We start from the raw sequence: 13,254 nt of genomic DNA on the forward strand, positions 1-13,254 counted from the left end.
GCAGACACCGGAGCCTATCGGTCGAGTCGCGTTTGTCGATCAATCACGACGCGACCTGGCATTGTGCTGCCCGCGGGCGGAGTAACCTACGCGCGCAAGCGTTCGCGGCGCAATTGCTCGACCTCCGGCATCGGCAGCGGCGCCAATTCCGCGACGCCGAGCGCACGCGCCAGCAACAAGTCGGCGAGTTCGGGATTGCGGGCCAATGCGGGGCCGTGCATGTAGGTGCCGATCACCGAACCCTGCACCACGCCTTCGAGCCCGTCACCGACGCCGTTGCCGACCCCGCGGGTCACCCGGGCCAGCCCGGTCGCGTCACCGCCGAGTTTCGTGCCACCCCGGTGGTTTTCGAAACCGGTCAGCGCCGCGCTGAGCCCGGTGAGCAGGGGAGCGGTGGTCACCTCGCCGATCGCGCGCTTGGCCTGCGGCGCGGTGGTGACGTCGATCATGCCGACGCCGTCGACCCGCTCGCCGGTGGACGTCTCGTACCACTGGCCGAGCACCTGGATGGCGGCGCAGATGGCCAGCACCGGAGTGCCTTTCGCGGCCGCCTGCTGCAGGCCCGGGTAGCGCTGCAGGTGCCGGGTCGCCAGCCGCTGCGCCGAATCTTCCGCACCGCCAAGGGTGTAGATGTCCAGCGAGTCGGGAACCGGGTCGGCCAGCGTGATCTCGACGACCTCGGCGTCGTAGCCGCGCAGCCGCAACCGCTGCCGCAGCACCAGCGCGTTTCCGCCGTCACCGTAGGTGCCCATCACATCGGGCAGTACGAGACCGATGCGGACGGTCGATTCAGTCATTACTTCGCCTCGAGGTCGCGATTGAGATCCCGGAATGCGGTGTAGTTTGCCAGCACCTCGACGTGGCCCGCCGGGCAGGAGGCGATGGCGCGCAACGGGTTCGGCACCGTGGTGTGCTCGACGCCGGCGTAGGTGAGGCGCACCGCGAGATCGGTGGCCCGCTCACCGGAGGCGACCACCTGCACGCCCTCGAAGTGCTCGAACCGCACGTCCCACAGCCAGGACAGGTCCTCGCCGTCGGGCACCTGCCCGTTCACCGCGATCACCAGCCCGGCCGAGGCGGGCTCGATCATCGACAGCGCCTCCTGCCAGCCCGCCGGGTTCTTCGCCAGCAGCAGCCGTGCCGCATGCTCGCCGACCTGCACCGTCCGATACCGTCCCGCGATCTCGCGCACCGTGCCGGTCGCGGTGACCGCGGCCGCCGGATCGGCGCCGAGCGCGATCGCCGCGGCCACCGCCTGTGCGGCATTGCCCCGGTTGGCCCGGCCGGGCAGCGCCAGCTTCAGCGGGAACCGCTGGCCGTCGGGGCCGACCAGGTCGTCCCCGTCCAGCCACCAATCAGGTTCGGGCCGTTCGAAATCCGCACCCGTACTGCGCCAGTGTGCGCCTTCCCAGAGGATCGGCTCACCACTGCGCGGGCAGCTGGTCGCGTCCATCGACCAGCCGCTGCCCGCGGCCACCCACACCACGTTCGGGTGGTCGTAGGCGATCGAGGTCACCAGCACGTCGTCGCAGTTGGCGATCACCACGGTGTTCGGGTGCCGAGCCAGGCCCGCGCGCAGCTTGCGCTCGATCATGTTGATCTCGCCGACCCGGTCCAGCTGGTCGCGGCTCAGGTTCAGCAGCACGACGGCGGCCGGGTCGAGCGCGTCGGTGACGTGCGGCAGGTGCAGCTCGTCCACCTCGATCGCCGCGAGCGGCGCGTCCCGATGCACGCTGAGCGCGGCCACGATGCCCGCGTCCATATTGGCGCCGTCGGCCTGGGTGGCGACCACGCCGAGCGTGCTCAGCGCCGCGGTGGTCATCCTGGTCGTGGTCGACTTGCCGTTGGTGCCGGTGATCAGCACCGTGCGCTTGCCACGGCCGAGCTGGCCCATGATCGTCTTGTCGATCTGCAGGGCGATGAGCCCGCCGATCATCGATCCCTTGCCGCGCCCCGCCTTCTGCGAGGCCCACGACGCTGCCGCCGCCGCCCGCAGTGCAATACGCCCACGCACCGAAATGTCTGCCACGCCGCGAGTCTATGTTCGGCGCCGGTTCCCGGCGCGGCCCGGTCCAGTGGCGTAGCCCACCCGGGCCGCTCAGCCCTGGTAGAGCTTGGCGTTGTAGTTGGCGGGCGCGTAGTGGTGTTCGAGCTCCTCGATGCTCTCGGTGGTGTCGGTCTGGACTTCCTTGACCAGGTGGGCCCACGAGGGCAACCCGTCCTCGGGCCACTGCTTCGGTTCCCAGAGGTGGCTGCGCAGGAAGGCCTTCGCGCAGTGGAAGAAAATCTGCTCGATCTCGACCTGCACGGCGAGAATCGGGCGGTGGCCGCGCACCACCATGTCGTCGAAGTAGGGGGCGTCACCGACGAGCTCGGCGCGGCCGTTGATCCGCAGGGTCTGGCTGCGGCCCGGAATGACGAACATCAGGCCGACGTGTGGATTGCTGAGGATGTTGAGGTACCCGTCGGCCCGCCGGTTGCCCGGACGCTCGGGAATCGCGAGGGTGCGGTCGTCGAGCACCCGCACGAAGCCGGCCGGATCGCCCTTCGGTGAGGCGTCGCAGTTGCCCGCTGCGTCGCTGGTGCTCATCACCAGGAACGGGCTGGCGGCGATCCAGTCGCGGTCCCTGGGGTGCAGCGCGACCCGCTCCTTGTTCGCGGCGCGGGGTGGCACCTCGCCGAGCAGTTGTCGCAGTTCGGCCGGGTCGGTGATCGCACGCATACCCGATTCAAGCATCGTCGTGCCGAATCCGGTGCTGCGGTGGGTCGATCGGTCGCCTCAGAGCTGGAGGTCGAACATGTTGGGCTGGCCCGCGGCGTAGCGGTCGGCGTCCATGCGGCGCAGCGGTTCGAGTTCGGTTGCCCGGTAGAGCGTGAACATCCGGCAACGCTGCGCGTTCGAGCCCGCCACGTCCAGCAGCGCGTTCACCGCCGCTCGGGCGGACTCGTTGGCACCCTCCATGGTGGCCAGGTCAACATTGGTGCGCACGTAATCGCCGGCGAGGAACAGGTTTTCGAGCGCGCCGTGTGGTTCCGGCCGGAACTCCCACGAGCCTGCGGTATTGATCAGCAGCGGGTCGGCGTTGGTGTTGCGCCGCTGGTCCGGCAGCCAGGTGATGCCGGGGTCGAGGAACCACGAGTGCAGGTCGGCCTCGCGCAGCAGGTCGCCGCGGTCGTCCAGGTGTGCGGTCAGCTGCGCCCAGACCTCGCGGGCTATCTCCTCGTGCGTGCACTCCTTGGCGGGCTTGCCGAAAAGGATGCCCGGTGTGTTCCAGTCGGAGATGTCGACCGACAGGCAGTCCTGCACCGTGCCGTCGCCGAACTCGCTGAATTTGCGGGCCCACACCTGGTTCTGGTTGATCGAGGTGAGCGCCCACGGTGCGTCGATGTAGGCGGTGTGGCCGCGGGAGATGTCGGCGGGGGTGCGCAGATAGAACTGGATGCCGTTCATCCAGTCGCTGAAAAGCCGGTCCATCGCGGCCAATTCGGGCCGCACGGCCAGCACGTCGGGCGACCAGAGGGCGCGGGCCTGCTCGGCGGGCACGGCGACCACGAAATAGTCGGCGTCGATGGTGCGCTGGGTGCCGGTGCGGTCCACGATGCGGGCCGCGGCGATCCGGCGGTCGCGCACCTCGAGCCCGCGCACCTCGGCGCCGAGCTCGAACTGCACGCCGAGCTCGCGCATCCGCTGCAGCCACGGGTCGATCCAGACGGCGTTGGTCGGCCCGTTCAGCACTCGGTCGAGTCCGCCGTCGTTGCCGATCTCGGCCGGATTGCCCAGGAACTGTTCGCCCATGTTGCCGATGGTGCGGACGCTGGCGACGTCCTCCTTCGCGGCGACCATGATGCTGGTCAGCGTGCGCGAGAGCAGCGCGCGGAATTCGTGGGAGCGCACGTGGCCGCCGACATAGTCGCGCCAGGAGGTGTGTTCCCACTGGCCGAGGCGGCGGGCATCGCAGCTGCTGTTGAACACCAGCAGCCGATTGGCGAAGTAGACACCTTCGCTGCCAGGCATTTTGAGGGTGGTGGCGAGGGCGGCGCCGAGGGTTTCCCGGAAACTGTCCGGGTTGAACGCCATTCGGGCTCGTGGGCCCAGCGGCAGCCGGAAATCGTCGCCGTCGCGCCGGGCGAAGCGCGCCTCCGGCACCGCGACCAGGTTGTTCCACACGCCATCGGGGTTGTCCGCGAACGGGATCCGGCGCATGGTGTCCGGCACGTGTTGATAGAAGCCGGGGAAGAACCGGAAACCGTGCTCGCCGGGCAACTCCGGCCTGCCGCCGGAGGCGGTGCCCGGCACCGGCACGCTGCGCGCCTTGCCGCCCCAGGCGCGGCGCTCGAAAATCGTTACCTGGAAACCGCGTTCGATCAATTCGTGCGCCGCGGTCAAGCCCGCTACGCCACCGCCGAGTACCGCGACTCGCCGACCGCTCGGACTACCGGCGGCAGGCCCCGATCTCAGCGCACCGGTCAGCAGTGCCCCCGCTGTCGCTACCCCCGCTGTAGCCGTTCCGCGAAGCACTGTCCTCCGCGATACGGTCCACCGATCATCTGCCATGCGCCGCACTGTGCCTAGCCTCGGGACCTTTGTTACACGTTGTCACTACTGTAAAGCGGCAGGTCCGCACCGGCGTACCCGCCCCGTGCCTGGCCCGAGGTGAAGGCTGATTCGGACGGCGGATGTGAGCATAGCGATATTCGGGTTCGGATAGGCGAACCTGTGATGACGGTTTCTCGAACCCGTTGGCACACATAAATATCTGCGCTGTTTTGGTGTTCGGCATGGCGGGTAGTCGCCGGGCCGGCCCCGCGTGGACAAGGCGCGCGACGTTGTCGACGGGAGTCTCAGGTCTGCACGAGTTGCGTTGTGGGAGGGCGGCGCCCGGCGGCGGCATCGAGCTCTACCGCTTGATCGGCGGCCACCGCCGGACGGTTGCCCGAGGTTGCGGCGAATGCACCCGCGATGACGATGACGCCACCGGCCAGTGCCAGCGGTGTCGGTGTCTCGTCGAGGAACATCCAGGCCGCGGCGATCCCGACGACCGGAACCAGCAGCGTCAACGGCGCGACGATGCCCGCGGGGTAGCGGCTCATCAGGTAGGTCCACAGGCTGCTGCCCACCACGGTCGCCAGCACCGCGATGTAGGCCAGCGCCACCAGGGCGGGCCAGCCTGCCGCGGAGAACGAGTCGGCCACGGCGCGCAGTCCGACGGTCGGCCCTTCGGTGGCAGCGGACAGTGCGAACAGCGGCAGCGGCGGAATCACGGCGATCCACAGCGTCAGGTGCAGAGTGTTCAGCCCCGGCGATTCGAGGGTGGCCCGGCGCGCACCGATATTGCCGAAGGCCCAGCCCAGGCCGCCCGCCAGCGTCAGCAGCACCGGCAGCAAGCTGGCGTGTTCGAGGCGGTCCCAGCCGATCACCGCCATGCCCGCCATCGCGACCACGATGCCTGCGACCTGCACCGGCCGGATCCGCTCGCGCAGGAACAGCGTGCCGAGCAGCACGGTGAACGGTGCCGACGACTGCAGCACCAGGGAGGCGAGCCCGGTCGGCATGCCGATCCGCATCGCGGTGAACAGGAAGGCGAACTGCAGGATGCCGAAGCCGGTGCCGTACAGCAGGATCCAGCGCATCCGCACCTTCGGGCGCGGGACGAACAGCAGGACCGGCACCGCGATGACCGCGAAGCGCAGCGCGGCGAAGAAGAAGGGCGGGAAGTGATCGAGCCCCACTCGGATGGCGAGGAAGTTCAGTCCCCAGAGCAGGACGACGGTCAGCCCGAGCAGGCGGTCACGAGTGTTCACGCGGTCCATCGTTAGCGTCACGAACGTTCAGGACAATCGAATTGAAGTGGAGTATTGCGGTAGTTTTGCTTCATGATCGCAGCGCGTGATGTCCGGCATTGACGTGGCACCGTCACTGTCGGTGGATCGGCTGCGCGTGCTGCGCGAATTCGCCGATCGCGGCACCATCGCCGCGGTGGCCGCCGCGCTGTCCATGACGCCCTCGGCCGTCTCCCAGCAGCTCAAGGTGCTGGCCATGGAGGCGGGCGTGGCACTGCTGGAACGCGACGGCCGCCGGGTCCGCCTGACCGATGCGGGCCGCGCGCTGGTGGTGCGCGCCGACGAGGTGCTGGCCGCGCTGGATCGCGCGGTGGCCGAGATGGCGCACTACCGCGGTTCGCCGCGCGGCCGCGTGCGCGTCGCGGTCTTCCCCTCCGGTGGCGCGCTGCTGCTGCCCACGGTGCTGTCCGCCATGGCGGACAGCGGTGTCGACCTCGTCGCGAGCGATGTCGACCTGCCGCCGAGCGAGGTGCCGCGGCTGCTCGCCGATTACGACGTGGTGCTGACCCATCGGGACGAGCGCGCCGCGCCGATCGCCGACCCCCGGGTCACCGTGCACCTGCTCATGCGCGAACCCATCGATGTGGTTGTCGCGCCGACCCATCGGCTGGCGGGTCGTACCGCGGTGACCCCCGAGGAGCTGGCCGACGAGACCTGGCTGAGCGTTCGTGGCGGCTTCCCGATCGACGACGTGCAGCGCTCGATCGCCACCCTGACCGGGGTGCAACCACGAATAGCTCAGCGACTCAACGACTTCCGCGTCATCGAAAACCTGGTCGCCAGTGGGTACGGTGTCGCGTTGATGCCCCGCTATTCGGTGGCCCACCCCGAGCTCTCGGTGCTGCTGCTCACCGGCGTCCGTGCAGCCCGCCTGTTCGAGCTGGCGATCCGCCCCCGCGCCGAAAGCAGCCCCGCCATCGCCGCGGTGATCGCGGCCTTCCGTAACGCTGCGGCCGGCGTTACTGCCGAATCCGGGCCGAACGGGCAATAATTCGCCGCCGAGGTCATTGTCGAGTATCTACAGTCGGACTTGCGACACCCGACGGGCCGGCGCACGAAAGCACTGGTACGGCCGTCGGTCGTAGAGCTTAGGGTCTGAATCCCGTTGCGTCGTTGGCACATTCTCACAACATCCGAGCCCGCTCTGTGAGAGTTCCGCACATGCCCCGACCGCGCGACGGCCAAATAGATTGCAGGACAGTCCAGCCGAACCGATGAAGGATTTTCGACACGATGCGTGATATCTCCGAGTTCTCCACCCGCAACGGCGGATTCCGAAGCGTGGTGGTGACCGCGGTCGAGGTGTCCTCCGCCCTCGGCGCCGATGCGGAGTCCACCTGGAAGGGGTTGGTGGCAGGGGAAAGTGGTGTCCGGGGGCTCGACGACGCGGAGATCGAGAGCAGGCAACTGCCGATCACTATCGGCGCGCAGTTCAAGAGCGATCCGACCGCCGAGCTCGATCGGATCAAGAAGCGGCGCATGTCCTATGTCCAGCAGGTCGCCTACGTGATGGGCAAGCGCGTCTGGGAAACCCTGGGCGCGCCCGAGGTGGACCAGGATCGGCTCGGCATCTCGATCGGCACCGGTATCGGCGGCGCCGAAGTCATCGTCGACTCGAACGACCTGCTGCGGGACCAGAGTTATCGCAAGGTCTCACCGTTCGCCATCCCGATGGCCATGCCGAACGGTCCCGCCGCGGTGGTCGGGCTGGAACTCGGCGCGCGAGCGAGTGTGGTCACGCCGGTGTCGGCCTGCTCGTCGGGCTGTGAAGCGCTGGTGCACGCGTGGCGGTCGATCATCCTCGGTGAGGCCGACATCATTGTCGCCGGTGGCGTCGAGGGTCGGATCGATGCCCTTGCGCTGGCGGGCTTTACGAATATGCGCGCCCTGAGTTCGCGGGTGGCCGAGCCGGAGCGCGCGTCGCGCCCGTTCGACCGCGACCGGGACGGTTTCGTCTTCGGTGAATCCGCGGCCCTGCTCGTGCTGGAGTCCGAGGAGCACGCCCTGGCGCGTGGTGCCCGGCCGCTGGCCAGGTTGCTCGGGGCGGGCTTGACCGCCGACGGATACCACCTGGTCGCCCCGGATCCCGAGGGCCGCGGCAACGCCCGCGCCATGCGCCGTGCGCTGCAGACCGCGGGCGTCGACGGCGCCGAGGTCGACCATGTCAACGCGCACGCCACCGGAACGCCGTTCGGAGATCTGGCCGAGGCCAAGGGAATCGCCGCCGCGATCGGCAAGCATCCCGCCGTCTACGCGCCCAAATCGGCGCTCGGCCACTCGGCAGGCGCGGTCGGTGCGCTGGAGGCGGCCATCTCGGTGCTGACCCTGCGCGACGGGGTGATACCGCCGACCCTGAACCTGGAAAACCAGGACGCCGACATCGATCTCGACATCGTCAGCGGCGCAGCGCGTTACGCCGACATCCGGTACGTGATGAACAACTCGTACGGCTTCGGCGGCCACAATGCCGCCGTGTTGTTCGGGAAGTACTAGCGAAAAGAGTGCGGCCCCGATGTGAATACATCGGGGCCGCAGCATCTTTCGGTCGTTCAGTGACCCATCGGTCCGGGGTGGTGGTACTGCTGCGCGCCGACGTAACCGAAGTCGTCGGCGACCATCGCGGCCAGTTCCAGCAGGGCGCGCCGGGTCGGCTTGCTCACCAGTTCCAGGTCGATCTCCGCGCCTTCGGCGAGGTGGTCGTCGAAGGGCACCACCTGGACCGCGCGGGTGCGGTCCAGGAAGAGCTTGCGCAGCTGGTCCAGGTCGACGGTGGAGGCGCCGCGGCGGGAGGCGTTGACCACGACGACGGTGCGCTCGACGAGCTTGCCGTAGCCGTGGTGGTCCAGCCAGTCCAGCGTGGCCGAGGCGCTGCGCGCGCCGTCGATGGCGGGCGAGGTGACCAGCACGAGGGAGCTGGCCATGTCCAGCACGCCTGCCATGGCCGAGTGCATCAGGCCGGTGCCGCAGTCGGTCAGGATGATGTTGTAGAACGACTGCAGGATGCCGATGGCCTTGCGGTAATCGGCCTCGCTGAACGCCTCGGAGACCGCCGGATCCTGTTCGCTGGCAAGCACTTCCAGGCGGCTCGGCGCCTGTGAGGTGTGCGCGCGCACGTCCGAGTACCTGCTGATGTGCTGATCTTCGAGCAGGTTGCGCACGGTGGACCGGGTCTGCCGGGGCACCCGGTGCGCCAGTGTGCCGAGGTCGGGGTTGGCGTCGATCGCGATGACACGGTCACCGCGCAGCGACGCGAACGTGGAGCCGAGGCCGACCGTGGTGGTGGTCTTGCCGACGCCACCCTTGAGCGACAGGATCGCGATCCGGTAGTCGCCACGCACCGGCTGATTCACCCGGTCGACGAGGTCGCGGTAGACGACGTCGGCCGCGGACTCGCCCGGATTGAGCACACCACCGGTGGCCTTGTGCACCGCGCGCCGCCACCCGCTGCGCGGTGCCCGGCGGGCCCGCTTGAGCAGGTTCAGGTCGTTGACCGAATGACCGGGCTGCCCCGGCGCGGGCACATGCTGCGGCTGGAACGGCTGCGCGGGCTGGTGCGGGTTCGGTCCGCCCTGCCAGCTCGGCGGGGGCACCTGTCCCATCGCCGGCGGCTGCTGCTGACCCATCGGCGCGGGCGGCTGCTGGTAGGTGGGCTGCGGCGGCGGCTGGTGGGTCACCGGCGGTGGCGGCGGCGCCCAGCTGTAGATGGGCGCGGCCGGTTGTTCGGCTTGCGGCGCAGCGGCTTCGGAGTGTTCCTGCGGCACCCGCCGGACCAGCCCGTCGGGGCCGATCTCCTGGCGGTATTCGCCGTAGCCCGGGTTCTGTGGCTCGGGCGCGATCTGGTGACTACCGCTGTGCGCGGCGGCCGGCTGGTACTGGCCGGTCTGGTACGGCTCATATGCGCCGGGTGGCGCGAACGGTCCGGCGTTCGGCGGTGCGTAGCCGCCGTACTGCTGCTCGGCCTGGGCAGGCGGCGCGAATCCCTCGGGCGGGCCGTAGGACTGCTGCGACATCGCGTGCGGGTAGGACACCGTCTGGTCGGTCGAGCCGCTGAAGTCGGGCTCGGCCGGCTCCTGCTCCGGCTGCGCCGACGCCTCGGCCGGCTCGGACTCGGTCACTTCCACGTCGCCGGACTGCTCCGCCGACGGATCGGCGGCGGGCTCCGACTCTTTCGCGTCGGCCGTGTCCACCGCTTGACTCTGCAGCCAGGGCGGTGAGGTCGGGTTGTGGTCGTTTGTTGTCACAGTTCCCCCATCTGCTCGGGACTACGAGCAGAGAGCTCGGCGCTTGAGTGCGAAACCAACGCTAGCACGGGGTTCGCGGGCTCGCGTCACGGTATGCAGAGCGGGCGCAGGAGCGCTCGCGAGCGCGAATGCGCGAGGCCGCCCCGGATGACACACCGCCGATTTCTGGTCTCCGACAGCAAGATCGAGAGCCGGATGCCGGGCCGATCAACGACCTCCGCATCCGGCTCTACCGTACTCGACCTGCGCTATCGGCGGGCGCGGTTGACCGAGGAGGCCCACCGCGCGCCGATGCGGTTGCTACCGGTGTGCGCGGTTCACCGCGGAGACCACCGCGCGCAACGACGCCGTGGTGATGGAGGTGGCGATGCCGACGCCCCACACCACCTTGTCGCCGATCGCGCACTCCACGTACGCGGCCGCTTGCGCGTCGTCACCGGCGGACATGGCGTGCTCGGAGTAGTCCAGCACGCGGACGTCGAAGCCGACGGTCGCGATCGCGTCCACGAACGCGGCGAGCGGGCCGTTACCGGTGCCGGTGATCTCCTGCTCGGCGCCGTCGACCTTCACCACCGCCGCGATGGTGTCGGTGCCGCCGTCGGTTTCGGACGCGGTGACCTTCTGCCGGATCCGCTCCAGCGGCCGGATCGGGCTCAGGTACTCGTCGGCGAAGACGTCCCACATCTCCTTGGGAGTGACCTCGCCACCCTCGCCGTCGGTGATCCGCTGGACCGCCTGGGAGAACTCGATCTGCAACCTGCGCGGCAGCGCCAGGCCGTGATCGGTCTTCATGATGTAGGCGACGCCGCCCTTGCCGGACTGCGAGTTGACCCGGATGACGGCTTCATAGGTGCGGCCGACGTCCTTCGGGTCGATCGGCAGGTACGGCACCGCCCAGGTGATGTCGTCCACGTCGGCGTCCGCGTCGTCGGCGGCGACCTTCATCGCGTCCAAGCCCTTGTTGATGGCGTCCTGGTGGCTGCCGGAGAACGCGGTGTAGACCAGGTCGCCGCCGTACGGGTGGCGCTCGGCGACCGGCAGCTGGTTGCAGTACTCGACGGTGCGGCGGATCTCGTCGATGTCGGAGAAGTTGATCTGCGGGTCGACGCCGCGGGAGAACAGATTCATGCCCAGGGTGACCAGGCAGACGTTGCCGGTGCGCTCACCGTTGCCGAACAGACAGCCCTCGATCCGGTCCGCGCCGGCCTGGTAGCCCAGTTCGGCGGCGGCCACGGCGGTGCCGCGGTCGTTGTGCGGGTGCAGCGACAGCACGATCGAGTCGCGGCGGGCCAAGTTGCGGCTCATCCACTCGATCGAGTCGGCGTAGACGTTCGGCGTGGCCATCTCGACGGTCGCGGGCAGGTTGATGATCAGCGGCTTGGCCGGGGTCGGCGCGATGATCTCCGAGACCGCGTCGCAGACCTCCTTGGCGTACGCCAGCTCGGTGCCGGTGTAGGACTCCGGGCTGTATTCATAGCGCCAGTTGGTGTCGGGGTAGCGCTGCTCGATCTCCAGGCACAGCGTCGCGGCGTCGGTGGCGATCTTCTTGACCGCGGCCCGGTCCGCGCGGAATACCACTTTCCGCTGCAGGATCGAGGTGGAGTTGTAGAAGTGGACGATCACGTTCTGGGCGCCCGCGCAGGCCTCGAAGGTGCGCTCGATCAGCTCGGCGCGACACTGGGTCAGCACCTGGATGGTGACGTCGTCGGGGATCGCGCCGTCCTCGATGATCTCGCGGACGAAGTCGAAGTCGGTCTGGCTGGCCGACGGGAAGCCGACCTCGATCTCCTTGTAGCCCATCCGCACCAGCAGGTCGAACATGCGGCGCTTGCGGGCCGGGCTCATCGGGTCGATCAGGGCCTGGTTGCCGTCGCGCAGGTCGACGGCGCACCAGCCCGGCGCGACGTCGATGATCTTGTCGGGCCAGCTGCGGTCGGGCAGCGTGATCGGCTCGACCTCCTCGGCGAAGGGCCGGTACCGGAAGGTCGGCATCGAGGAGTTCTTCTGCGTGTTCCAGGCGGGCTGGTCGCCGGGGGCAGGCTTGGACGGCGGCGTGATGGTGCGCGCGCCGGATACGAAAGCGTCAGCAGGGGACATGGCGATTTCTCCGAGGGTGTGGTGTTTCCCAAAGGGTGGGTCGACCGGCGCGGCAAAACCCCGCGGCGGGAGCCGGTCCGATCAGACCCCGTCGCGGCGGCTGAGAAGAAGTGCCCGCTGCATGATGCGGCGAGTTTACCGTGTGGCAATACACCTGCGGAACCCCGGTCCCGTCGTCGGGTAATCCGACGTTGCGGCTAGCGTTCGCGCCGGAAGCAAACGCTTGTACGGATCTGGCGATCCGACGGGACGTCGAACGGACTCGGGCATGACTTGGTTAGAACAACTGGCGGTCTTCGGTGCGGGCATCGCCGCGGGCGGCATCAACACGATCGTGGGGTCGGGCACCCTGATCACCTTCCCGGTACTGCTCGCCTTCGGGCTGCCGCCGGTGACCGCGAATGTGTCGAACACGATCGGCCTCGTCCCCGGCTCGATCAGCGGCGTGCACGGCTATCGCCGGGAACTCGCCGGGCAGCGTGAGCGGCTGCTCCGCTTCGGCACCGCGTCGCTGCTCGGCGGCATCACCGGTGCGATACTGCTGCTCACCCTGCCCCCCGGCGCGTTCAAGGCGATCGTGCCGGTGCTGATCATCGCGGCGCTGGTGCTGGTCGTGGTGCAGCCGCGGCTCTCGCGCTGGGTGAAGCTGCGGCGGGAGAACGGCGACAGCCCGGCGCCGAAGCACGGCGGTCCGATTCTGTTCGTGGCGATCTTCGCCACCGGTATCTACGGCGGTTACTTCGGCGCGGCGCAGGGCGTGTTGCTGATGGGGCTGCTCGGGGTGTTCGTGCACGAGGACATGCAGCGCCTCAACGGCATCAAGAATGTGCTCGCGATGCTGGTCAACGGGGTGGCCGCGGTCATCTTCATCGTGATCGCCGACGTGGACTGGCGGGCGGTGCTGCTGATCGCGCTCGGCTCGATCATCGGTGGCCAACTCGGTGCGAAGATGGGCAGGCGGATGCCGCCGACCGCGTTGCGCGCGGTCATCGTCGTGGTCGGCCTCATCGCGGTGGTCCGATTGTTGATGACTTAGGAGGTGGCGCGTGGGGTCGAGGAACCGCGGTCTGGGCAA

10 protein-coding genes are annotated in these 13,254 nt (G+C 68.9%); 3 read left to right on the forward strand and 7 right to left on the reverse strand.

Translation table 11 applies throughout. The features are described from left to right. Positions 1-86: 86 nt before the first annotated feature. The 5 genes from DMB37_RS22470 to DMB37_RS22490 form a co-directional block, all read right to left on the reverse strand. A complete protein-coding gene (locus DMB37_RS22470; protein ID WP_135234394.1) occupies positions 87-797 on the reverse strand; it encodes a type 1 glutamine amidotransferase in 711 nt (236 codons plus the stop codon). Next, entirely contained in the window at positions 797-2,029 is a 1,233-nt protein-coding gene (locus DMB37_RS22475) for a MurT ligase domain-containing protein (RefSeq protein WP_135234395.1), read from the reverse strand. The genes DMB37_RS22470 and DMB37_RS22475 overlap by 1 nt, the downstream gene beginning before the upstream one ends. Before the next feature lie 69 nt (positions 2,030-2,098). Then, a complete protein-coding gene (locus DMB37_RS22480) occupies positions 2,099-2,722 on the reverse strand; it encodes a pyridoxamine 5'-phosphate oxidase family protein (RefSeq protein ID WP_135234396.1) in 624 nt (207 codons plus the stop codon). A gap of 57 nt (positions 2,723-2,779) precedes the next feature. Continuing rightward, positions 2,780-4,555 carry an FAD-dependent oxidoreductase gene (locus DMB37_RS22485; RefSeq protein ID WP_135234397.1) on the reverse strand — a complete coding sequence of 592 codons (1,776 nt, stop codon included), beginning with the start codon at positions 4,553-4,555 and terminating at the stop codon, positions 2,780-2,782. A 287-nt stretch (positions 4,556-4,842) separates the two neighbouring features. Beyond that, positions 4,843-5,802, reverse strand: coding sequence for an EamA family transporter (locus DMB37_RS22490; RefSeq protein WP_135234398.1), 960 nt, complete (start codon positions 5,800-5,802; stop codon positions 4,843-4,845). Positions 5,803-5,917: 115 nt separating this feature from the next. On the opposite strand from DMB37_RS22490, the gene DMB37_RS22495 reads away from it, so the two are divergent. Together DMB37_RS22495 and DMB37_RS22500 are read left to right on the forward strand one after the other, a co-directional pair. Next, complete coding sequence (locus tag DMB37_RS22495) at positions 5,918-6,832, forward strand: LysR family transcriptional regulator (protein ID WP_135237759.1); 915 nt, start codon at positions 5,918-5,920, stop codon at positions 6,830-6,832. Between the two features lie 242 nt (positions 6,833-7,074). Next, positions 7,075-8,334, forward strand: coding sequence for a KasA/KasB family beta-ketoacyl-ACP synthase (locus tag DMB37_RS22500; RefSeq protein WP_135234399.1), 1,260 nt, complete (start codon positions 7,075-7,077; stop codon positions 8,332-8,334). Positions 8,335-8,390: 56 nt separating this feature from the next. Here the strand turns inward: DMB37_RS22500 and DMB37_RS22505 are convergent, their stop codons facing one another. Continuing rightward, entirely contained in the window at positions 8,391-9,851 is a 1,461-nt protein-coding gene (locus DMB37_RS22505) for a MinD/ParA family protein (RefSeq protein WP_370465418.1), read from the reverse strand. A gap of 531 nt (positions 9,852-10,382) precedes the next feature. Next, positions 10,383-12,179 carry a 2-isopropylmalate synthase gene (leuA, locus tag DMB37_RS22510; protein WP_135234400.1) on the reverse strand — a complete coding sequence of 599 codons (1,797 nt, stop codon included), beginning with the start codon at positions 12,177-12,179 and terminating at the stop codon, positions 10,383-10,385. Between the two features lie 268 nt (positions 12,180-12,447). Here leuA and DMB37_RS22515 point away from each other — a divergent pair, with 268 nt between their 5' ends. Then, positions 12,448-13,215 carry a sulfite exporter TauE/SafE family protein gene (locus DMB37_RS22515; protein ID WP_135234401.1) on the forward strand — a complete coding sequence of 256 codons (768 nt, stop codon included), beginning with the start codon at positions 12,448-12,450 and terminating at the stop codon, positions 13,213-13,215. Positions 13,216-13,254: the final 39 nt, after the last annotated feature.

Origin of the sequence: Nocardia sp. CS682, assembly GCF_004634405.1 — a bacterium.
In the GTDB taxonomy this organism is placed as follows: domain Bacteria; phylum Actinomycetota; class Actinomycetes; order Mycobacteriales; family Mycobacteriaceae; genus Nocardia; species Nocardia ninae.

Bases quoted from the DNA above. Each gene is read 5' to 3' on its own strand.
- leuA (WP_135234400.1), bottom strand. From the start codon at position 12,179: ATGTCCCCTGCTGACGCTTTCGTATCCGGCGCGCGCACCATCACGCCG.
- DMB37_RS22515 (WP_135234401.1), top strand. From the start codon at position 12,448: ATGACTTGGTTAGAACAACTGGCGGTCTTCGGTGCGGGCATCGCCGCG.
- DMB37_RS22480 (WP_135234396.1), bottom strand. From the start codon at position 2,722: ATGCGTGCGATCACCGACCCGGCCGAACTGCGACAACTGCTCGGCGAG.
- DMB37_RS22485 (WP_135234397.1), bottom strand. From the start codon at position 4,555: ATGGCAGATGATCGGTGGACCGTATCGCGGAGGACAGTGCTTCGCGGA.
- DMB37_RS22470 (WP_135234394.1), bottom strand. From the start codon at position 797: ATGACTGAATCGACCGTCCGCATCGGTCTCGTACTGCCCGATGTGATG.
- DMB37_RS22505 (WP_370465418.1), bottom strand. From the start codon at position 9,851: ATGTCGCAGCAGTCCTACGGCCCGCCCGAGGGATTCGCGCCGCCTGCC.
- DMB37_RS22500 (WP_135234399.1), top strand. From the start codon at position 7,075: ATGCGTGATATCTCCGAGTTCTCCACCCGCAACGGCGGATTCCGAAGC.